Annotated in this window: 17 protein-coding genes; 12 read left to right on the forward strand and 5 right to left on the reverse strand. The window is 70.9% G+C overall.

All coding sequences use genetic code 11. The features are described from left to right. Window positions 1–159: 159 nt before the first annotated feature. From BGP73_RS01665 to BGP73_RS01705, 9 genes are all read left to right on the forward strand, one after another. The gene (locus BGP73_RS01665) at window positions 160–1,185 is read left to right on the forward strand and encodes a PhoH family protein (protein ID WP_069811498.1); all 1,026 of its coding nucleotides are present in this window, start codon (window positions 160–162) and stop codon (window positions 1,183–1,185) included. A 24-nt stretch (window positions 1,186–1,209) separates the two neighbouring features. Then, entirely contained in the window at window positions 1,210–1,707 is a 498-nt protein-coding gene (gene ybeY / locus BGP73_RS01670) for an rRNA maturation RNase YbeY (RefSeq protein WP_069811500.1), read from the forward strand. Continuing rightward, window positions 1,704–3,017 (forward strand): hemolysin family protein, encoded by a 1,314-nt coding sequence (locus BGP73_RS01675; RefSeq protein WP_069811501.1) that lies wholly within the window; start codon window positions 1,704–1,706, stop codon window positions 3,015–3,017. The genes ybeY and BGP73_RS01675 overlap by 4 nt, the downstream gene beginning before the upstream one ends. Before the next feature lie 72 nt (window positions 3,018–3,089). Then, entirely contained in the window at window positions 3,090–3,470 is a 381-nt protein-coding gene (locus tag BGP73_RS01680; protein ID WP_069812051.1) for a cytidine deaminase, read from the forward strand. Between the two features lie 100 nt (window positions 3,471–3,570). After that, complete coding sequence (gene era, locus BGP73_RS01685) at window positions 3,571–4,527, forward strand: GTPase Era (protein WP_069812052.1); 957 nt, start codon at window positions 3,571–3,573, stop codon at window positions 4,525–4,527. A 344-nt stretch (window positions 4,528–4,871) separates the two neighbouring features. Continuing rightward, entirely contained in the window at window positions 4,872–6,641 is a 1,770-nt protein-coding gene (gene leuA, locus BGP73_RS01690) for a 2-isopropylmalate synthase (RefSeq protein ID WP_069811503.1), read from the forward strand. A gap of 227 nt (window positions 6,642–6,868) precedes the next feature. Next, window positions 6,869–7,546: a TerB family tellurite resistance protein gene (locus tag BGP73_RS01695; protein ID WP_079127117.1), complete on the forward strand. Its 678-nt coding sequence runs from the start codon at window positions 6,869–6,871 to the stop codon at window positions 7,544–7,546. Window positions 7,547–7,603: 57 nt separating this feature from the next. Then, the gene (gene recO, locus BGP73_RS01700; RefSeq protein WP_069811507.1) at window positions 7,604–8,350 is read left to right on the forward strand and encodes a DNA repair protein RecO; all 747 of its coding nucleotides are present in this window, start codon (window positions 7,604–7,606) and stop codon (window positions 8,348–8,350) included. A gap of 94 nt (window positions 8,351–8,444) precedes the next feature. Next, window positions 8,445–9,254, forward strand: a complete 810-nt coding sequence (locus tag BGP73_RS01705) for an isoprenyl transferase (RefSeq protein ID WP_069812053.1) — start codon at window positions 8,445–8,447, stop codon at window positions 9,252–9,254. Between the two features lie 107 nt (window positions 9,255–9,361). Here the strand turns inward: BGP73_RS01705 and BGP73_RS01710 are convergent, their stop codons facing one another. The 4 genes from BGP73_RS01710 to BGP73_RS01725 form a co-directional block, all read right to left on the reverse strand. Beyond that, window positions 9,362–9,790, reverse strand: coding sequence for a Fur family transcriptional regulator (locus BGP73_RS01710; RefSeq protein ID WP_069811508.1), 429 nt, complete (start codon window positions 9,788–9,790; stop codon window positions 9,362–9,364). Between the two features lie 31 nt (window positions 9,791–9,821). Continuing rightward, entirely contained in the window at window positions 9,822–10,739 is a 918-nt protein-coding gene (locus tag BGP73_RS01715) for a metal ABC transporter permease (protein ID WP_069811510.1), read from the reverse strand. Then, the gene (locus BGP73_RS01720) at window positions 10,739–11,512 is read right to left on the reverse strand and encodes a metal ABC transporter ATP-binding protein (RefSeq protein ID WP_107473945.1); all 774 of its coding nucleotides are present in this window, start codon (window positions 11,510–11,512) and stop codon (window positions 10,739–10,741) included. The genes BGP73_RS01715 and BGP73_RS01720 overlap by 1 nt, the downstream gene beginning before the upstream one ends. Window positions 11,513–11,631: 119 nt before the next feature. Continuing rightward, window positions 11,632–12,543 (reverse strand): metal ABC transporter substrate-binding protein, encoded by a 912-nt coding sequence (locus BGP73_RS01725; protein ID WP_069811511.1) that lies wholly within the window; start codon window positions 12,541–12,543, stop codon window positions 11,632–11,634. Window positions 12,544–12,680: 137 nt separating this feature from the next. Here BGP73_RS01725 and BGP73_RS01730 point away from each other — a divergent pair, with 137 nt between their 5' ends. Then, the gene (locus BGP73_RS01730) at window positions 12,681–14,063 is read left to right on the forward strand and encodes a glycine--tRNA ligase (RefSeq protein ID WP_069811513.1); all 1,383 of its coding nucleotides are present in this window, start codon (window positions 12,681–12,683) and stop codon (window positions 14,061–14,063) included. 145 nt (window positions 14,064–14,208) lie between these two features. Here the strand turns inward: BGP73_RS01730 and BGP73_RS01735 are convergent, their stop codons facing one another. Next, window positions 14,209–15,714: an MFS transporter gene (locus BGP73_RS01735; protein ID WP_079127119.1), complete on the reverse strand. Its 1,506-nt coding sequence runs from the start codon at window positions 15,712–15,714 to the stop codon at window positions 14,209–14,211. 100 nt (window positions 15,715–15,814) lie between these two features. On the opposite strand from BGP73_RS01735, the gene dusB reads away from it, so the two are divergent. After that, a complete protein-coding gene (gene dusB / locus BGP73_RS01740; RefSeq protein WP_069811515.1) occupies window positions 15,815–16,942 on the forward strand; it encodes a tRNA dihydrouridine synthase DusB in 1,128 nt (375 codons plus the stop codon). A gap of 511 nt (window positions 16,943–17,453) precedes the next feature. Further along, window positions 17,454–20,201 (forward strand): pyruvate, phosphate dikinase, encoded by a 2,748-nt coding sequence (ppdK, locus tag BGP73_RS01745; RefSeq protein WP_069811517.1) that lies wholly within the window; start codon window positions 17,454–17,456, stop codon window positions 20,199–20,201. The last annotated feature ends 587 nt before the right edge of the window (window positions 20,202–20,788 follow it).

The raw sequence follows: 20,788 nt of genomic DNA on the forward strand, positions 1-20,788 counted from the left end.
ACACAGGAGCGAAAACGGTGGTGATGTTGTCGACCCGCCGTCGTAGGCTGGATGGCGAGAGGCGTTCGCAGGAACCGGTCGCCCCCCGGCTGGGCGGCCGGAGGACATGCGGACCAGGTCCATACAGAAGGCGGGATCAGCAGGCCAGAAGGCCGGCCCATGGCACAGACACCCACAGCTCACAGCTCCGAGCGCGAGCAGGCTCACGCCCGTTTCACCGTCCCGGCCAAGCACCCGATGGTCACCGTCCTCGGCTCGGGCGACTCACTGCTGCGCGTGATCGAGAAGGCTTTCCCGGCGACCGACATCCACGTCCGCGGCAACGAGGTGAGCGCCGTCGGCGACCCGGGGGAAGTCGCCCTGGTGCAGCGCCTCTTCGACGAGATGATGTTGGTACTCCGCACCGGTCAGCCGATGACCGAGGACGCGGTGGAACGCTCGATCGCCATGCTGCGCGACGCGAACGGCGAGGCGGGCGGCGCCGAGACCCCGGCCCAGGTGCTCACCCAGAACATCCTCTCCAACCGCGGCCGCACCATCCGCCCCAAGACCCTCAACCAGAAGCGGTACGTCGACGCGATCGACAAGTACACCGTGGTCTTCGGGATCGGCCCGGCGGGCACCGGGAAGACCTACCTCGCCATGGCCAAGGCGGTACAGGCCCTCCAGTCGAAGCAGGTCAACCGGATCATCCTGACCCGGCCCGCGGTCGAGGCGGGGGAGCGGCTGGGATTCCTCCCCGGCACGCTCTACGAGAAGATCGACCCCTACCTGCGCCCGCTCTACGACGCCCTGCACGACATGCTTGACCCGGACTCGATCCCGCGGCTGATGGCGGCCGGCACCATCGAGGTCGCCCCGCTGGCCTACATGCGCGGCCGGACGCTCAACGACGCGTTCATCATCCTGGACGAGGCGCAGAACACCAACGCCGAGCAGATGAAGATGTTCCTCACCCGGCTCGGCTTCGACTCCAAGGTCGTGATCACCGGCGACATCACCCAGATCGACCTTCCGGGCGGTACGAAGAGCGGGCTGCGCCAGGTGCAGGACATCCTGGAGGGCGTGGAGGACGTCCACTTCTCCCGCCTCACGAGCACCGACGTGGTACGGCACAAGCTGGTCGGCCGTATCGTCGACGCGTACGAGGAGTACGACAGCCGCACCGCGCGGACTGACACCTGACCCGAGAGGGCCCCCGGAAGCAACATGTCCATCGACGTCAACAACGAGTCCGGCACGGACATCGACGAGCAGGCCGTCCTCAGCGTCGCGCGCTACGCGCTCAACCGGATGCGGATCCACCCGCTCTCCGAGCTGTCCGTGATCGTCGTGGACGCCGACGCCATGGAGCAGCTCCACCTCCAGTGGATGGACCTGCCCGGGCCGACCGATGTGATGTCCTTCCCGATGGACGAGCTCCGTCCGCCGGCCAGGGACGACGAGGAGCCGGCGCAGGGCCTCCTCGGCGACATCGTGCTCTGTCCCGAGGTGGCCGCCAAGCAGGGGGCCGAGGCCCCGACGGCGCACTCGATGGACGAGGAGCTCCAACTCCTCACCGTCCACGGAGTCCTCCACCTGCTGGGCTACGACCACGAGGAGCCGGCCGAGAAGACCGAGATGTTCGGCCTCCAGCAGGCGATCATCGACGGCTGGCGCGCCGAGCAGGGGATCGGCGGCCCGTCACCGGCCCCCACCACCCGGTGAGCGGCCAACTGATCCTCGCGGCGGTCCTGCTGGTCGTGGTGGCCTGGCTGGCCGCCTGCGCGGAGACCGGGCTGGCCCGCACCACCCGCTTTCGGGCCGAGGAGGCGGTCCGCGCCGGGCGCCGCGGCGCCGGCCGGCTGCTCGCCGTGGCCGAGGACCCGACCCGCTACCTCAATCTGGCGCTGCTGGTACGGGTGGCCTGTGAGATGGCGGCCGGTGTGCTGGTCACCTACGCATGTGTGGCGGCCTTCCACCGGAGCTGGGAGGTCTTCGTCATCGCCATCCCGGTGATGGTGCTGGTCTCCTACGTCGCCGTGGGCGTCTCCCCCCGCACCATCGGCCGCCAGCACCCGCTGAACACCGCCACCGCCGCCGCCTACGTGCTGCTGCCGCTCGCCCGGGTGCTCGGCCCCATCCCGCAGCTGCTGATCCTGCTGGGCAACGCCTTCACCCCCGGCGGGGGCTTCCGCAAGGGCCCCTTCGCCTCCGAGGCCGAACTGCGGGCCTTCGTCGACCTGGCCGAGCAGGAGTCGCTGATCGAGGACGAGGAGCGCCGGATGGTGCACTCCGTCTTCGACCTCGGGGACACCCTGGTGCGCGAGGTGATGGTGCCGCGGACCGACCTGGTCGTCATCGAGCGGGCCAAGACCATCCGGCAGGCGCTCACACTGGCGCTGCGCTCCGGTTTCTCCCGGATCCCGGTGACCGGCGAGAGCGAGGACGACGTCGTCGGCATCGTCTACCTCAAGGACCTGGTCCGCAGGACGCACATCAACCGCGAGGCCGAGAACGAGCTGGTGTCCACGGCGATGCGGCCCGCGGTCTTCGTGCCGGACACCAAGAACGCCGGCGATCTGCTGCGCGAGATGCAGCAGCGGCGCAACCACGTCGCGGTGGCGGTCGACGAGTACGGCGGCACGGCGGGCATCGTCACCATCGAGGACATCCTGGAGGAGATCGTCGGTGAGATCACCGACGAGTACGACCGGGAGCTGCCGCCGGTGGAGGAGCTGGGCGACGGCCGCTACCGCGTCATCGCCCGGCTCGACCTCGGCGACCTCGGCGAGCTCTACGGCATCGACCTGGACGACGAGGACGTCGAGACGGTCGGCGGCCTGCTCGCCAAGTGCCTGGGCCGGGTGCCGATCGCCGGGGCGACCACCGAGGTCGACCTGTCCGAGGACGCCTCCGACCCCTCGCTGCGGGCGCTGCGGCTGAGCGCGGAGTCCCCGGCCGGCCGGCGGAACCGGATCGTCACCGTGCTGGTCGAGCCCGTCCGCGAGCCCCCGCCCGAACCGCCGGAGACGTGATCGGCGGGCGGCGGGCCCCCGGCGGCTCCGCCCCGCCCTCCCGGTCCGCACCACGTCGTTATGCTCTCGACCATGACGGACAGCACGGACAGCACCCCCGGCCTCGACACCCCCGGCCTCGACCCGGAGGACCGCAAGCTCATCACCCTCGCCCGCGCCACCCGTGCGCGGAACGGAGCAGCCGAGGGGGCCGCGGTGCGGGACGAGACGGGCCGGACGTACGTCGCCGGCACCGTGGCACTGGAGTCGCTGCGGCTCAGCGCCCTGCAGACGGCCGTGGCGATGGCGGTGGCCAGCGGCGCCTGGTCGCTGGAGGCCGCCGCCGTGGTCTCGGGGGGCGAGTCGGTTGCGGACGGCGACCGGGCGGCGGTCCGCGATCTCGGCGGCCCCGGGACGCCGGTCCTGCTCGCCGGCCCCGACGGAACCCTGCGCTCGACGGTGACCGCGGGCTGACCGAAGGCCCCGGCTCCGCCCCGCGGACCCCGCCGCGGGGCGGAGCGGGAGCGGCTCGGCGATGGTCGGAGCGCTCCCCGGCATCGGGGAGAATGAGACCATGAGCGACCTCTCCCCAGCCCAGCCCGAGCCGCAGGCGCCCGCGCACCACCGCGCGGGCTTCGCCTGCTTCGTCGGCCGTCCCAACGCGGGCAAGTCGACCCTGACCAACGCGCTGGTGGGGACGAAGGTGGCGATCACCTCCAACCGGCCGCAGACCACCCGGCACACCGTCCGGGGCATCGTCCACCGTCCGGACGCCCAGCTGGTACTGGTGGATACCCCAGGTCTGCACAAGCCGCGCACCCTGCTCGGCGAGCGCCTCAACGACGTGGTCCGCACCACCTGGGCCGAGGTGGACGTCATCGGCTTCTGCGTGCCCGCCGACCAGAAACCGGGGCCGGGCGACCGCTTCATCGCCGGCGAGTTGGCGGAGGTGAAGAAGACCCCCAAGATCGCGGTGATCACCAAGAGCGACCTGGTGGACGGCGACCGGCTCGCCCAGCAACTGGTCGCCATCGACCGGCTCGGTGCGGAGCTGGGCATCGAATGGGCCGAGATCGTGCCGGTCTCGGCGACCGCCGGGCGGCAGGTCGAGCTCCTCGCGGACCTGCTCGTCCCCATGCTCCCGGAAGGCCCCCGCCTCTATCCCGAAGGGGAGCTCACCGACGAACCGGAACAGGTCATGGTGGCCGAGCTGATCCGGGAAGCCGCGCTGGAGGGAGTCCGCGACGAACTGCCGCACTCCATCGCGGTGGTGGTGGAGGAGATGGTTCCGCGGCAGGGGCGGCCGGCCGACCGGCCGCTGCTGGATGTGCACGCCAACGTCTTCATCGAGCGTCCGAGCCAGAAGGGCATCGTGATCGGGCCCAAGGGCGCCCGGCTCAAGGCGGTCGGGACGAAGTCCCGCAAGCACATCGAGGCACTGCTCGGCACACCCGTCTACCTCGACCTCCACGTCAAGGTCGCCAAGGACTGGCAGCGGGACCCGAAGCAACTGCGCAGGCTCGGCTTCTGAGCGGGCCCCGACCGGTGTGGGCGGCGGCTCGGGGCGCCGCCCGGCGGAGGGCTTCCCCGGTGGCCCGGTCGCTGCCCCGGCCCGGCTTCCGCGGTGACGCGGAGCACAACGGCGGCCCGCCTCTCTTTACCCAATGGTGATGTGCTGTCCCGCATACTGATACAGGACCGCCGTTCACCGCACACCTCCAGTAGTCTTCGGAATCATGCGTTTCGGGCTGCTTCTCCTTAGCTGCCGCGGCGAGGGCCTGTAATCCATAGGCCGACCCCCTCACCGCGGAGTTTCGGCGATGCGGTATCCGCGTCCCGTCGGCCACACCGCCGGACCCGAGGAAGTCAGCCACCATGTCGAACGCCAGGAACTCCGTAGGCCGCCCCACGCCCATCACCGCGGCCAGCCTCCCGCAGCAGCCCTCCCGGATGCCGATCCACAAGTACGCGCCCTTCCAGACGGTGGACATCCCCGACCGCACCTGGCCGGACGCCCGCATCACCACCGCCCCCCGCTGGCTCTCCACCGACCTGCGGGACGGGAACCAGGCGCTGATCGACCCGATGTCCCCCGCACGCAAGCGGGCCATGTTCGACCTGCTGGTGAGCATGGGCTACAAGGAGATCGAGGTCGGCTTCCCCTCCTCGGGAGCCACCGACTACGCCTTCGTGCGCTCCATCATCGAGGAGGGCGCGATCCCCGAGGACGTCACGATCTCCGTCCTCACCCAGGCGCGCGAGGAGCTGATCGAGCGCACCGTGGAGTCGCTGCGCGGCGCCCATCGGGCCACCGTGCACCTCTACAACGCCACGGCCCCGGTCTTCCGGCGGGTCGTCTTCCGCGGCAGCCGGGAGGACGTCAAGCAGATCGCGGTGGACGGCACCCGGCTGGTCGTGGAGTACGCCGAGAAGATCCTCGGGGACGAGACGGTCTTCGGCTACCAGTACTCCCCGGAGATCTTCACCGACACCGAGCTGGACTTCGCCCTGGAGGTCTGCGAGGGCGTCATGGACGTCTGGCAGCCCGAGGAGGGCCGGGAGATCATCCTCAACCTGCCCGCGACCGTCGAGCGCTCCACACCCAGCACCCACGCGGACCGTTTCGAGTGGATGTCGCGGAACCTCTCCCGCCGCGAGTACGTCTGCCTGTCCGCCCACCCGCACAACGACCGGGGCACCGCCGTCGCCGCCGCCGAACTGGCAGTCATGGCCGGCGCCGACCGGGTGGAGGGCTGCCTGTTCGGCCAGGGCGAGCGCACCGGCAACGTCGACCTGGTCACGCTGGGGATGAACCTCTTCTCCCAGGGCGTCGACCCGATGATCGACTTCTCGCAGATCGACGAGGTCCGCCGCACCGCCGAGTACTGCAACCAGATGCAGATCCACCCCCGCCACCCCTACGCGGGCGACCTCGTCTACACCGCCTTCTCCGGCTCCCACCAGGACGCCATCAAGAAGGGCTTCGAGGCCATGGAGGGGGCCGCGGAGGCCGCCGGCAAGAGCGTGGACGAGATCGAGTGGGCGGTACCGTACCTGCCCATCGACCCCAAGGACGTCGGCCGCTCCTACGAGGCCGTCATCCGGGTCAACTCGCAGTCCGGCAAGGGCGGTATCGCCTACGTACTGAAGAACGACCACGCCCTGGACCTGCCACGCCGGATGCAGATCGAGTTCTCCAGGATCATCCAGACCCGGACCGACACCGATGGCGGCGAGGTCACCCCGGCCGAGATCTGGAGCGTCTTCCAGGACGAGTACCTGCCCACCGAGGCCAACCCCTGGGGCCGTATCTCGCTCCGCTCCGCGCAGACCTCCACCACCGACGAGGGCGGCGACGCGCTGACGGTCGAAGCCGTGCTGGACGGCGAGGACACCGTCCTGACCGGCACCGGCAACGGGCCCATCGCGGCCTTCATCGACGCGCTGGCCTCGATCGGGGCCGATGTGCGGGTGCTGGACTACGCCGAGCACGCGCAGAGCGAGGGCGCGACGGCGCAGGCCGCCGCCTACGTCGAGTGCGCGGTCGACGGACAGGTGCTCTGGGGCGTGGGCATCGACGCCAACACCGTCCGTGCCTCACTGAAGGCCGTGGTCTCCGCGGTGAACCGCGCCAGCCGCGGCTGACCGACCCGCTGCCGCAAGTCCCCGCAGGTCAACAGCTGTTCCAGCGGTGAACGAAGAGCCGGCCCGGCCCCTCGAAACAGGGGCCGGGCCGGCTCTCGCCGGTACCGGGTGCTGACGCGGCGTCGCTGATGTGGCTAACATCACGCCACACGGCACCGCCGCCGCACCGACGCCACACGGCGGCGGGCCGTGCCGGAAGCGAAGGGCCGAACCGCCGGAGGTGCGCGATGTTGCGCGTTTGGGGAGTGCGCACCAGCTGGCGCACCGTGGGCGACGGTGAGTTCTACTGCCCGGACTGCGGAGGCGACCGGAACTTCCGCCGCCGCACCGGCCGACGGCGGCTGACCGTGCTGGGCGTGCCCGTCCTCTCCCGGGGTAGCACCGGGCCGGTGGTCGAGTGCTCCACCTGCTCCGGCCGCTTCGACATGGAGGCCCTCGACCGGCCGACGAGCACCCGGTTCTCCGCGATGCTCCGGGACGGCGTCCACACCACCGCCCTCGCCGTGCTGGCCGCGGGCGGCGCCGCCAAGGGGCCCAGGGAGGCGGCGGTGGCCGCGGTCCGCAGCGCCGGGCTCGCCGACTGCACCGAGGAGCAGCTGCTCACCCTGGTCCAGGCGCTCGCCGCGGACGCCGGGCGGCTGCCGGGCTGGACCGAGACCCCGCAGGACGAACCGGGCGGCGCGGCGCTGGCCATAGAGCTCCGGGAGGCGCTCGAACCCCTGGCCCCGCACCTCGAGCCCGCGGGCCGGGAGGCGATCCTGCTCCGCGGCGCCCGGATCGCCCTCGCGGACGGCCCCTACGCGCCCGCTGAGCGGGAGACGTTGCAGACGGTCGGCGAGGCGCTGCGGATCCCCCGGGAGGACACCGAGCGCCTGCTGGCCGACGCGGCCCGCACACCGTCCTGAAGACCGGCCGCCGCCCCCTCGTCGGGACCCGCCCCGCCGTACGGGAGAATGGTCCGCATGACCCTGTTCCGCGACGACGGCATCGTGCTGCGCACTCAGAAGCTGGGTGAGGCGGACCGGATCATCACCCTGCTCACCCGCGGGCACGGCCGGGTGCGGGCGGTGGCGCGCGGAGTCCGCCGGACCAAGTCGAAGTTCGGAGCCCGGCTCGAACCCTTCTCCCACGTCGACGTGCAGTTCTTCTCCCGAGGCGGGGAGCTCGTCGGCCGTGGGCTGCCGCTCTGCACCCAGAGCGAGACCATCACCGCGTACGGCGGCGGGATCGTCAGCGACTACGCCCGTTACACCGCCGGGACCGCGATGCTGGAGACCGCCGAACGGTTCACCGACCACGAGGGGGAGCCCTCGGTGCAGCAGTACCTGCTGCTGGTCGGCGGGTTGCGGGCGCTGGCCGGCGGGGCGCACCAGCCGCACCTCGTGCTCGACGCCTTCCTGCTCCGCTCGCTCGCCATCAACGGCTACGCGCCCAGCTTCCACGCCTGCGCGAAGTGTGGCCTGCCCGGCCCGAACCGGTTCTTCTCGGTCGCCGCCGGGGGCGCGGTCTGCGCCGACTGCCGGGTGCCGGGCAGCGTGGTGCCCTCCGCGGAGGCGCTGGAGCTGCTCGGGGCGCTGCTGACCGGCGACTGGGAGACGGCGGACGCCTGCGACCGGCGGCACGCCCGAGAGGGCAGCGGGCTGGTGTCGGCGTATCTTCACTGGCACCTGGAGCGCGGGCTGCGCTCGCTCCGGTACGTGGAAAAGTAGGGGTGCGGCGCCCGCCCGGACGGTGCGGGCCCGGCAGCGGGCCGGAGCGGCGGCACCGGCCACCGAGCGAAGCAGAATGGGAGACGTGGACCGTATGGCACGACGCGGCATTCTCAGCCGTTCCCGACGGGAGTACCGGGTACCGGATCCGCATCCGTCGGGGGCACGTCCGCCGGAGATCCAGTCCGAGCTGGTGCCGAACCACGTCGCCATCGTGATGGACGGCAACGGCCGCTGGGCCAAGGACCGGGGCCTGCCGCGCACGGAGGGCCACAAGGTGGGTGAGGGGGTCGTGCTGGACGTCCTCAAGGGCTGCCTGGAGCTGGGCGTCAAGAACCTCTCCCTCTACGCCTTCTCCACCGAGAACTGGCGGCGCTCGCCCGACGAGGTGCGCTTCCTGATGAACTTCAACCGGGACGTCATCCGGCGCCGGCGCGACGAGATGGACGAGCTGGGCATCCGGATCCGCTGGACCGGGCGGATGCCGAAGCTGTGGAAGTCGGTCGTCCAGGAGCTCCAGGTCGCCGAGGAGCAGACCCGCGGCAACGACGCCATGACGCTGTACTTCTGCGTCAACTACGGTGGCCGGGCGGAGATCGCGGACGCGGCCGCCGCGCTCGCCGCCGACGTCAAGGCGGGCCGACTGGAGCCCTCGAAGGTCAACGAGAAGACGCTCTCGAAGTACATGTACCACCCGGACATGCCGGATGTGGACCTCTTCCTGCGGCCCTCCGGGGAGCAGCGCACCTCGAACTACCTGATATGGCAGAGCGCGTACGCGGAGATGGTCTTCCAGGACGTGCTCTGGCCCGACTTCGACCGCCGGGACCTGTGGCGTGCCTGCCTGGAGTACGCCTCCCGGGACCGCCGGTTCGGCGGCGCGGCGCCGAACACGGCGGGATAGCCGCTGCGGGCCGGAAGGGAGAACCGGCCCACTCGTCCACGGGTACGACCACGGCGCACCACCGGTCCCGGTGGTGCGCCGTGGTGGCGGCCGTCGCGGCCGGAGGGTCAGCCCTTCGGCTTCTCGTCCTTGGCGGCGCACTCGCCGCAGATGCCGAAGATCTCCACCGTGTGGTTGACGTCCAGGAAACCGTGCTCCTCGGCCACCTGGTCGGCCCAGCGCTCCACGGCCGGGCCCTCGACCTCGACGGCCTTGCCGCAACGGCGGCAGACCAGATGGTGGTGGTGGTCGTCGGTGCTGCAGCGCCGGTAGACGGCCTCGCCCTCACTGGTGCGGAGTACATCGACCTCGCCGGCGTCGGCGAGCGACTGCAAGGTGCGGTAGACGGTGGTCAAGCCGACCGAGTCACCTCGATGCTTGAGCATGTCGTGGAGTTCCTGCGCGCTACGGAACTCGTCGACCTCGCTGAGAGCCGCAGCCACTGCGGCACGCTGCCGGGTGGATCGGCCGCGCACTGGGGGTCCCGCGGTAGTCACCGTACCTCCTACGCTCGCCCCGTCCGGACGTTCAACTTGCCATTGTGCCAGTTCGCCCCTGGGCGTCGGCCTGGCCCTCCGCCGGGTCGTCGTCCGGCACCCCGGCGGGGCAGTCCGCGGCGGCCGCCGCGCCCCCGGCTCGGGCACGGGCGAGCGGGGCGGAGACGGCGGCGAACAGCAGGAAGACGGCGATGGACAGCAGCACGATGGCGGCCCCCGAGGGCGCGTCCAGGTAGAACGTCGTGGCGGTGCCGGTCAACGAGACGGCGACGCCGATGGCCATGGCGAGGGCCAGGGTGGTGGCGAAGCCGCGGGTGACCCGCTGGGCGGCGGCCACCGGGAGCACCATCATGGCGCTGACCAGCAGCAGCCCCACGATGCGCATGGCGACCGTGACGGTGACCGCCGTGGTGACCGCCAGCAGCAGGTTGAGCAGCCGGACGGGCAGTCCGAGCACGCGCGCGTACTCCTCGTCCTGGCAGACGGCGAAGAGCCGCCTGCGGAGTCCGAGGGTGATTGCCAGCACGAACGCCGTGAGCAGGCAGATGGCTGTCACGTCCGCCGGCGCGACGGTGGTGATGGAGCCGAAGAGCGAGCCGATGAGGCTGGCGGTGGAGCCGTTCGGCGCCAGGTTGACCAGCAGCACTCCGCCGGCCATGCCGCCGTAGAGGAGCAGGGCGAGCGCGACGTCTCCGCTGGTCCGGCCGCGGGAGCGGATCAGCTCCATACCCACCGAGCCGATCACGGCGACCGCGGTGGCCGTCCACACCGGGCTCTGGTTGAGCAGGAAGCCGAGCGCCACACCGGTCATCGCCACATGGCCGATGCCGTCGCCCATGATCGCCTGCCGGCGCTGGACGAGGTAGATGCCGATGGCGGGGGCGGTGATCCCGACCAGCAGGGCGGCCAGCAGCGCCCGCTGCATGAAGGGATAGGTGAGGATCTCCATCAGTTCAGCTGCCCCGTCCACGGCGATGGGTCGCAGGGCGCCGGATGGCAGCCCTGGTTGGCCGTCCCCTCGGTGCCGGGCGCCGCTCCGTCCTCGGCGGGTGTCCGGACGTTCGCCGAGGGTGGTGGCCCGTCGTGGACCACCCGGCCGTCGCGGAGCACCACGACCCGATGGATCAGCGGCGCCAGCGGGCCCAGTTCGTGGAGCACGAGCAAGGCGCTGACCCCGGCCGCCAACTGGTTGCGCAGGGTGGCGGCGAGCACGTCCTGGCTGGTCAGGTCGACCCCGGCCAGCGGCTCGTCCATGATGAGCAGTTCGGGTTCGACGGCCAGCGCCCGGGCGATCAGCACCCGCTGGTGCTGCCCGCCGGAGAGCGCGTCCACGGAGTCGCGAGCCCGGTCCTCCAGACCGACCAGGCTGAGCGCCCGGTCGACGGCGCTCCGGTCCGCCCGGCGCCGCCGGCCGGATCGTGCCAGCCTCCCGGAGGAGACCACCTCGCGCACGGTGGCCGGCACGCCGGAGGAGGCGGTGGTGCGCTGGGGCACGTAGCCGATCCGGAACCACTCCCGGAAACGGTCCCGCGGGGTGCCGAACAGCTCCAGCGAGCCGCCCGTCAGCGGTACTTGGCCGACGGCGGCCCGGACGGCGGTGGACTTGCCGGAGCCGTTGGGGCCGAGCAGGGCGACGACCTCGCCGCGGCGCACGGTCAGGTCGACTCCGCGCAGCACCGGTCGCGAGCCCAGCGCCGCCGTGGCCGCGCGGAGGGCGAGCAGTTCCCCGCCGGTCGCGGCGGGGCCGGTCTGCCGCTGTCGTTCACCGGTCACGGGGAGCCTTCCGGGGAGATGGGTGCGGGGAGTGGGGGACCGGCGGGTCGCCCGCGCCAGAGCGAGGGTCACCCGGCGTCGAGCGCCTTCTGGAGGGCGCTCAGGTTGGCGCGCATGATCTCAAGGTAGTCCTGGCCGCGGGAGGCGTCGGTGACGCCCTCCACCGGGTCCAGCACATCGGTGCGCAGACCGGTGTCGGCAGCCAGTGTCCGGGCGGTCTTCTGGCTGGCGATGGTCTCGAAGAAGACGGTGGTGGACTTCTCCTTCGCGGCGATCTTGTGGAGTTCCTTCACCCGGGCCGGGCTCGGCTCGGACTCGGGGTCGATGCCGTTGACCGCCTCCTGCCGGAGCCCGTAGCGCTCGGCGAGGTGGCCGAAGGCGGCGTGGGCGGTGATGATGGTGTCGCCGGAACGGTTCTTCAGGCCGCTCTCGAAGTCCTGGTCCAGCTTCCGGAGCTTGCTCACGAGGGCGTCCGCGTTCTTCTCGTAGCTGCCCGCGTGCTCCGGGTCAGCCTCTCCGAGCGCCTCGCCCACCCCGGCGGCCATCTCGGCGTACTGCCGCGGGTCGAGCCAGATGTGCGGGTCCTTGTCGGCTCCGGTGCCGTTCTTCGACCGCTCGGTGAGCGTCCCGGCGTCCACGGTGTGTGCGGCGTCGGACTGCTCGACGGCCTTGTCGACGGCCGGTTGCAGCTTGCCCAGGTAGACGATCAGGTCCGCCTCCTGGAGGCTGCCGGTCTGCCGGGGGGTGAGTTCGAGGTCATGGGGCTCCACGCCCGGTGCGGTCAACGTCGTGACGTCGACGAACTCGCCGCCTATCTGCTCGGCGAGGAACTCCAGCGGGTAGAAGGAGGCGACGACGGCCACCCGGCCGCCCTTACCGGCGTCCGCGGCGTCGGATGTCGAGCAGGCGGACAGCGCCGTGAGGCCGAGGAGGGTGACCGCGGCGACGGCGGTGGTGGATATTCGGGGCCGTACGTTCATGACAGTCATTTTCAACAAGATGGAAATGATTGTCAACACCGCCCGTTTCCGCGCTCGGCGCCGGACTGATTTGGTCCCCACCGGGCAGCCGGTAACCTGGTGGCTTCGCCGCCCGCCATCGTCATGAAGAGAGCACCGTGGCCGCCGACAAGATCGACACCATCGTCAGCCTGAGCAAGCGCCGTGGCTTCGTCTACCCGTGCAGTGAGATCTACGGAGGCCAACGGGCCGCCTGGGACTACGGACCCCTCGGCGTCGAACTCAAAGAGAACATCAAGCGCCAGTGGTGGCGCTCCATGGTCACCTCGCGCGACGACGTGGTCGGTATCGACTCCTCGGTGATCCTGGCCCGCGAGGTCTGGGAGGCCTCCGGCCACGTCGCCACCTTCACCGACCCCCTCACCGAGTGCACCTCCTGCCACAAGCGGTTCCGCGCGGACCACCTGGAGGAGGCGTACGAGGCCAAGCACGGCCGGATGCCCGCGGCCGGCCTCGCCGACGTCAACTGCCCGCACTGCGGGAACAAGGGCGGCTTCACCGAGCCCAAGCAGTTCTCCGGGCTGCTCTCCACCCAGCTGGGGCCGACGCAGGACTCCGGCTCGGTCACCTTCCTGCGCCCGGAGACCGCCCAGGGCATCTTCACCAACTTCGCCTCGGTGCAGCAGACCTCGCGCAAGAAGCCGCCGTTCGGCATCGCGCAGATCGGCAAGTCCTTCCGGAACGAGATCACCCCGGGCAACTTCATCTTCCGCACCCGCGAGTTCGAGCAGATGGAGATGGAGTTCTTCGTCAAGCCGGGCGAGGACGAGCAGTGGCACGAGTACTGGATGGAGCAGCGCTGGGCCTGGTACCGCGACCTCGGTATCCAGGAGGAGAACATGCGCTGGTACGACCACCCGGCGGAGAAGCTCTCGCACTACTCCAAGCGCACCGCGGACATCGAGTACCGCTTCAACTTCGGCGGTTCGGAGTTCTCCGAGCTCGAGGGCGTGGCCAACCGCACCGACTTCGACCTCACGGCGCACTCGAAGGCCTCCGGGCAGGACCTGTCGTACTTCGACCAGGAGGCCGGTGAGCGCTGGATCCCGTACGTGATCGAGCCGGCGGCCGGCCTCAACCGGGCCATGCTCGCCTTCATGCTCGACGCCTACAACGAGGACGAGGCACCCAACGCCAAGGGCGTGCTGGAGAAGCGCACCGTCATGCGGCTCGACCCGCGCCTGGCCCCGGTCAAGGTGGCCGTGCTGCCGCTCTCCCGCAACCCCCAGCTCTCGCCGAAGGCCAAGGGGCTCGCCGCGGACCTGCGCAAGGCCTGGAACATCGAGTTCGACGACGCCGGTGCCATCGGCCGCCGCTACCGCCGCCAGGACGAGATCGGTACGCCGTTCTGCGTCACCGTCGACTTCGACACCCTCGAGGACGACGCGGTGACCGTCCGGGAACGCGACACGATGAAGCAGGAGCGCGTCGCGCTGGACCAGGTGCAGTCCTACCTGGCCGGGCGGCTCATCGGTTGCTGACGCGGCATCAGCCGGTCTGAACGGCGGGCCCGCCCCCTCGGTTAGACGAGGGGGCGGGCCCGCCGCTCCGTTCCTCTCACACCTTTCTCGGGACGGCTCGGCCGCTCACGGCCCCGGCGGGCCGCCCGCACGGCCCGTGCCGGCCTCAGGCCGCGCCGCCCGGCGGAGCTGGCTGCTCCGCCGCCGGGGAGGTCTCCCGCGGGGACGTACGGGCGGGGCCGGGTACCCGGGGGCTCTCCTTCTCCAGGCGCTCCGCGGTACGGCGGACCGTCCGCTGGGCCCAGCGGCCGGTGGTCACCAGGCCCAGCACCGTCACCAGCACCCCGCAGCCGGCGACGATCCACCAGGCGGGGCGGCTCGCCGCCGTGACTCCGGCCGGGACGGCGCCGTGCACCCCCGCGGCCAGTACCGCGCCGATCACCGCGACCCCCAGCGTGGTGCCCACCTGCCTGCTGGTGGAGGCGATGGCCGAGGCGACACCGGCCTGACTCCTTGGCATCCCGGAGACGGCGGTGTTGGTGATCGGGGGGTTCACCAGGCCGAAGCCGACGCCGAACAGCACGAACCCGCAGACCAGCAGCGGATCGGAGCCGGCCGCGTGGAAGCCGGCGAAGAGCACCGCCGAGCCGGTTATCGCGACACCGGCTACGACCAGCGGCAACCGGGGCCCACCGGTGCCGATCAGCCGACCGGAGAGCGGCGAGAGCACCAGCGTCATCACCGCCATCGGCAGCATCCACAGTCCGGCGTGGAGTGCGGACAGCCCGCGCTCCTCCTGGAGCTGGAGGGTGTTGAGGAAGAGGAAGCCGGCGAGCGCGGCGAACGAGGCGACCGCGACGACGGTGGCTCCGGTGAACGGGGCGCTGCCGAAGAACCGCGGGTCGATCAGCGGCTCGTCCCGTCGCCGTTCGTAGCCGACGAGCCCCAGCAGGAGGAGGACGGCGGTACCGGCCAGCGTGAGGGTCAGCGGGGAGGCCCAGCCGATCGAGGGCGCCTCGATGATGGTGTAGGTCACCGTGCCCAGCAGCGCCATCACCAGCGACTGACCGACGGGGTCGAGCCGCCTGGGCTTGGGGGCCCTGGACTCGGGGATGTACAGGGCCGTCAGCAGCAGCGCCGCCAGGCCGACCGGCAGGTTGAGCCAGAAGATCGACCGCCAGCCGATGGTGTCGACGAGCACACCGCCCACCAGCGGGCCGGCGGCCATGCTGATCCCCTGTACGGCGCCCCAGGCGCCGATCGCCCGGGCCCGTTCCCTGGGATCGGTGAAGGTGTTGGTGATGATCGACATCGCCACCGGGTTGAGCATCGACCCGCCGACGGCCTGCATCATCCGGAAGACGATCAGCCACTCCAGCGTGGGGGCCAGGCTGCACAGCAGCGAGCCGATGGAGAAGACCACCAGGCCCGTCTGGAAGACCCGGCGGCGGCCGATGCGGTCGGCCATGGAGCCGGCGAGCATCAGCAGGGCGGCGAGGACGAGCGTGTAGGCGTCGATCGTCCACTGCATTCCGGCGACCGAGGCGCGCAACTCCTCCCGCATGGCGGGCAGGGCGATGTTGAGGACGGTGTTGTCCAGGCTGACGATCAGCAGGCTGGTGCAGCAGATCGCCAGCACGAGTTGGCGCCGTCGGCGGCTGAGCTGGGGCATGGTTGAACGTTATATCCACTGTCCCGGCTCGCTGCCCGAGGCTCCGGGGGTGCGGGACAATGAGAGGTCCCGTTCCGTTCGCACCCGAGGAAGCACCGCGATGAACCAGCTGCAGATCGGCCCGCACACCGTATGGCCACCCGTGGTGCTCGCGCCGATGGCCGGGATCACCAACGCCCCGTTCCGGACGCTCTGCCGCGAGTTCAGCGGGGGCAAGGGCCTCTTCGTCAGCGAGATGATCACCACCCGGGCGCTGGTCGAGCGGGACGCCAAGACGATGCGGCTGATCCACTTCGACGGCACCGAACGGCCGCGCTCGGTGCAGCTGTACGGGGTCGACCCGGCGACCGTCGGCAAGGCCGTCCGCATGATCGTCGACGAGGGGCTGGCCGACCACATCGACCTGAACTTCGGCTGCCCGGTGCCCAAGGTGACCCGCAAGGGCGGCGGCTCCGCCCTGCCGTACAAGCGGAACCTGCTCCGCGCGATCCTCCGGGAGGCGGTCTCGGCGGCCGGCGAACTGCCGGTCACCATGAAGATGCGGAAGGGCATCGACGACACGCACCTGACCTATCTGGACGCCGGCCGGATCGCCGTCGAGGAGGGTGTGACGGCGATCGCCCTGCACGGCCGGACGGCGGCCCAGCACTACGGCGGTACGGCCGACTGGGAGGCCATCGCCCGGTTGAAGGAGGCGGTACCGGAGATCCCGGTGCTGGGCAACGGGGACATCTGGTCGGCCGCGGACGCGGTGCGCATGGTGGAGGAGACCGGGTGCGACGGGGTGGTGGTCGGTCGTGGCTGCCTCGGCAGGCCCTGGCTCTTCGGGGATCTGGTGGCCGCCTTCGAGGGCGGGGGAGAACCGGCCCGGCCGGCCCTGGGCGAGGTCGCCGTGGTGATGAGCCGCCATGCGCGACTGCTCGGCGAGTGGTTCTCGGACGAGGCACGTGGTGTCATCGACTTCCGCAAGCATGTGGCCTGGTACACCAAGGGCTTCTCGGTCGGCTCTGAGATGCGTAGGCAGCTGGCAACCGTCTCATCTCTGGACGAACTGGACGCTCTGATGAGCGGGCTTGATCTGGCGCAGTCATGGCCGGCTGGAGCCGACGGGCCGCGCGGCCGGACCGCCGGACGGGATCGGGTGGTCCTCCCGGAGGGCTGGCTCGACGACCCCTACACCTGTAGCGATATCAGTCCTGAGGCGGAGTTGGACACCTCCGGGGGGTGAGCGTCGCCTCCTGGGCGGGCGGCCGGAGGGCGGGCGCACGCCGGTCCGAATCGTGGGATGAGGCCGCTCAGAAGAGCGTGATTCTCGCCACGCTTGATCAATGTTTCGCTCATATGAGCGTTGCTAAATGGTGGCTTCTGCGCTCCTTTGATGCCCACATCTCTCAAATGAATGGCACGGAGTGTCACCCGTTCTTCTTCCAAGAAGTCAACGCCGTGCTCCGAAGCTCCCTGGCCGGCCCGGTGTGTCATCACCCTGGGTCGCAGACGCTCCGTCCTTCGGGGGAAAGCTCCGTTAGAAAAGTGAAGACAGTGCGGTCCATGGCTGCCTAGCCGGCAGGTGCTCGGCCGCGCCGAACTCGGCCGCCTGGGTGGTCAGCGGCCGGGTGGTCAACGCGAAGGCGCGCCGGAAGGACGTACCGAGGCCCCCCGGATTCTGGGTACGCTCCCCGCCGTCAGGGCACCCTCCCCCCACTCCGTCCGGGGGACACCCAGCTAGGAGCGGAGACCCCGTGCAGGAAAACTCTCAGGCAGCCGAACCGCAGCCCGCGTCTTCGAAGTTCGTCTACGACTTCACCGAGGGCAACCGGGATCTGAAGGACCTGCTCGGCGGTAAGGGGGCCAACCTCGCCGAGATGACCAACCTCGGTCTCCCCGTCCCTCCGGGCTTCACCATCACCACCGAGGCCTGCCGGGTCTACCTCGAGAGCGGCAGTGAGCCCCCGGCGCTCCGCGACGAGGTGAGTGCGCACCTCGCCGCCCTCGAGCAGCGCATGGGGCGGAGCCTCGGGCAGGCCGACGACCCGCTGCTGGTCTCCGTGCGCTCCGGGGCGAAGTTCTCCATGCCCGGGATGATGGACACCGTCCTGAACATCGGCCTCTCCGACGCCTCGGTCGCCGGGCTCGCCGAGAAGGCCGGTGACGAGCGCTTCGCCTGGGACTCCTACCGCCGGCTGATCCAGATGTTCGGCAAGACGGTGCTCGGCGTCGACGGCGAGCTCTTCGAGGAGGCGATCGAGGAGGCCAAGCGCGCCAAGGGGGTCGCCGTCGACATCGAGCTCGACGCCGCGGACCTGAAGGAGCTGGTCGAGCGGTTCAAGGGGATCGTCTCGCAGGAGACCGGCGGGGGCTTCCCGCAGGACCCGCGCGAACAGATGGACCTCGCCGTCCGGGCCGTCTTCGACAGCTGGAACACCGACCGCGCCAAGCTCTACCGCCGCCAGGAGCGCATCCCCGGCGACCTGGGCACCGCGGTCAACATCTGCTCGATGGTCTTCGGCAACCTCGGACCGGACTCCGGCACCGGGGTGGCCTTCACCCGCGACCCGGCCAGCGGCCACCAGGGCGTCTACGGCGACTACCTGCAGAACGCGCAGGGCGAGGACGTCGTCGCCGGTATCCGCAACACCGTGCCGCTGGCCGAACTGGAGCGGCTCGACAAGCCCTCCTACGACCAGCTGATGCAGATCATGGAAACCCTCGAGCTGCACTACAAGGACCTGTGCGATATCGAGTTCACCATCGAGCGCGGCAAGTTGTGGATGCTCCAGACCCGGGTCGGCAAGCGGACCGCCGGCGCCGCCTTCCGGATCGCCACCCAACTCGTCGACCAGGGCCTGATCGACGAGGCGGAGGCGCTCCAGCGGGTCAACGGAGTCCAGCTGGCCCAGCTGATGTTCCCCCGCTTCGACGACACCGCCGAGCGTGAGCTACTGGGCCGCGGCATCGCCGCCTCGCCCGGCGCGGCGGTCGGCAAGGCGGTCTTCGACTCCTACACGGCCGTCAAGTGGTCGCGCTCCGGGGAGAAGGTCATCCTCATCCGCCGGGAGACCAACCCCGACGACCTCAACGGCATGATCGCCGCCAACGGCATCCTCACCTCGCGCGGCGGGAAGACCTCACACGCCGCCGTGGTCGCCCGGGGCATGGGCAAGACCTGTGTCTGCGGCGCGGAGGAGCTGGAGGTCGACACCAAGCGGCGCCGGCTGACCGTGGAGGGCGCCGGCAAGAAGACGACGGTCATCGAGGAAGGCGACCTCATCTCCATCGACGGCTCCACCGGCCGGATCTACGTGGGCGAGGTGCCCGTGGTGCCCTCCCCGGTCGTCGAGTACTTCGAGGGCCGGATGCACGCCGGTGCCGACGACGCGGACGGGCTGGTCCAGGCCGTGCACCGGATCATGGCCTACGCCGACCGGATGCGGCGACTGAGCGTGCGGACCAACGCGGACACCGCCGAGGACGCCGCCCGCGCCCGCCGCTTCGGCGCACAGGGCATCGGCCTCTGCCGGACCGAGCACATGTTCCTCGGCGAGCGCCGGGAGATGGTCGAGCGGCTGATCCTCGCCGACACGGACAGCGAGCGGGAGGATGCGCTCGGCGGGCTGCTCCCGCTCCAGCGGGCCGACTTCGTCGAGCTGTTCGAGGCCATGGACGGACTGCCGGTCACCGTACGGCTGCTGGACCCGCCGCTGCACGAGTTCCTGCCGGACATCACCGAACTGTCGGTCCGGGTGGCGCTCGCCGAGTCCCGCAAGGACGCCAACGAGAACGATCTCCGGCTCCTCCAGGCGGTGCACAAGCTCCACGAGCAGAACCCGATGCTCGGACTGCGCGGGGTGCGCCTCGGCCTGGTGATCCCCGGACTCTTCGCCATGCAGGTACGGGCGATCGCCGAAGCCGCCGCCCACCGGGTGGAGGCGAAGGGCGACCCGCGTGCGGAGATCATGATCCCGCTGGTCGGCACCGTCCAGGAGCTGGAGATCATCCGTGACGAGGCGGAGCAGGTGATCGCCGAGGTCGAGGCGGCGACCGGCACCGAGCTCGGGTTGAGCCTCGGCACCATGATCGAGCTGCCCCGGGCCGCGCTGACGGCCGGGCAGATCGCCGAGGCGGCCGAGTTCTTCTCCTTCGGCACCAACGACCTCACCCAGACGGTGTGGGGCTTCTCCCGGGACGATGTGGAGGCGAGCTTCTTCACCGCCTACCTGGAGAAGGGCATCTTCGGCGTCAGCCCCTTCGAGACCATCGACCGGGACGGCGTCGGCTCCCTCGTCCGCCACGCGGTCGAGGCCGGGCGCGCCACCCGCCCCGACCTCAAGCTGGGGATCTGCGGGGAGCACGGCGGCGATCCCGAATCGGTCCACTTCTTCCACGAGGTGGGGCTCGACTACGTCTCCTGCTCGCCGTTCCGCATCCCGGTCGCCCGGCTGGAGGCCGGCCGCGCCGCGGTGCAGAGCAAGGGCAGCGACAGCCGCTGACCCGAACCGGGGCCACCGGCCCCGGCCGATGACCGGGCTCTCTCCGCCATCCCTCGGCGGAGAGAGCCCCGACCACCGGAAGTGGCCGCCGGGCACCAACCCTCACCGCCCGGCAGCCGCTCCGGAACCCTCGGGGGCGGCACCCGGTGCGGCGGGTGCCGCCCCCGAACCCATGCCGGGCAGCGCCAGGCCGAGGCGGCACACCCTTCTTCAAGGGTGCGAACTGACGGGTCGTCGCCTGGAGATGATCAAGGCCGTTCCCAGTCGTGAGGCTGCCCGTATGAAAAATGGGGGAGAGGAGCGTGTCGGCGAGGACCCGACTACGGAGGGGCTCGACGCGATCCGGCGGATGGCTCCACCGAGCAGGGTGGCTGGATAGCCCGGTCGAAGGCGCGTCGGCTGCTGGTGTCCGGAGTGGCGGTGGCGGTGCTGGCGGCCGGCATCGGGGTGGCCGTTCGCTGTGATGCGCTCCGACGGCGACCGGGACGCCCGGACACCCCTACCCGGGGGCACCGCCGCGCTCACCGACCGGGGGCGCCGCCTGCTGTGGCGATTCCGGCTGGTGCGCGGTGGTGGGACGGGCCCAG

The sequence above is a fragment of the Streptomyces sp. TP-A0874 genome, assembly GCF_001748085.1.
Lineage (GTDB): Bacteria > Actinomycetota > Actinomycetes > Streptomycetales > Streptomycetaceae > Streptomyces.

What these genes read in the sequence shown, in the direction of transcription:
- BGP73_RS01665 (WP_069811498.1), top strand. Translation starts at nt 160, where the DNA reads ATGGCACAGACACCCACAGCTCACAGCTCCGAGCGCGAGCAGGCTCAC.
- BGP73_RS01695 (WP_079127117.1), top strand. Translation starts at nt 6,869, where the DNA reads ATGTTGCGCGTTTGGGGAGTGCGCACCAGCTGGCGCACCGTGGGCGAC.
- dusB (WP_069811515.1), top strand. Translation starts at nt 15,815, where the DNA reads ATGAACCAGCTGCAGATCGGCCCGCACACCGTATGGCCACCCGTGGTG.
- BGP73_RS01680 (WP_069812051.1), top strand. Translation starts at nt 3,090, where the DNA reads ATGACGGACAGCACGGACAGCACCCCCGGCCTCGACACCCCCGGCCTC.
- era (WP_069812052.1), top strand. Translation starts at nt 3,571, where the DNA reads ATGAGCGACCTCTCCCCAGCCCAGCCCGAGCCGCAGGCGCCCGCGCAC.
- BGP73_RS01715 (WP_069811510.1), bottom strand. Translation starts at nt 10,739, where the DNA reads ATGGAGATCCTCACCTATCCCTTCATGCAGCGGGCGCTGCTGGCCGCC.
- leuA (WP_069811503.1), top strand. Translation starts at nt 4,872, where the DNA reads ATGTCGAACGCCAGGAACTCCGTAGGCCGCCCCACGCCCATCACCGCG.
- BGP73_RS01735 (WP_079127119.1), bottom strand. Translation starts at nt 15,714, where the DNA reads ATGCCCCAGCTCAGCCGCCGACGGCGCCAACTCGTGCTGGCGATCTGC.
- ybeY (WP_069811500.1), top strand. Translation starts at nt 1,210, where the DNA reads ATGTCCATCGACGTCAACAACGAGTCCGGCACGGACATCGACGAGCAG.
- BGP73_RS01725 (WP_069811511.1), bottom strand. Translation starts at nt 12,543, where the DNA reads ATGAACGTACGGCCCCGAATATCCACCACCGCCGTCGCCGCGGTCACC.
- recO (WP_069811507.1), top strand. Translation starts at nt 7,604, where the DNA reads ATGACCCTGTTCCGCGACGACGGCATCGTGCTGCGCACTCAGAAGCTG.
- BGP73_RS01705 (WP_069812053.1), top strand. Translation starts at nt 8,445, where the DNA reads ATGGCACGACGCGGCATTCTCAGCCGTTCCCGACGGGAGTACCGGGTA.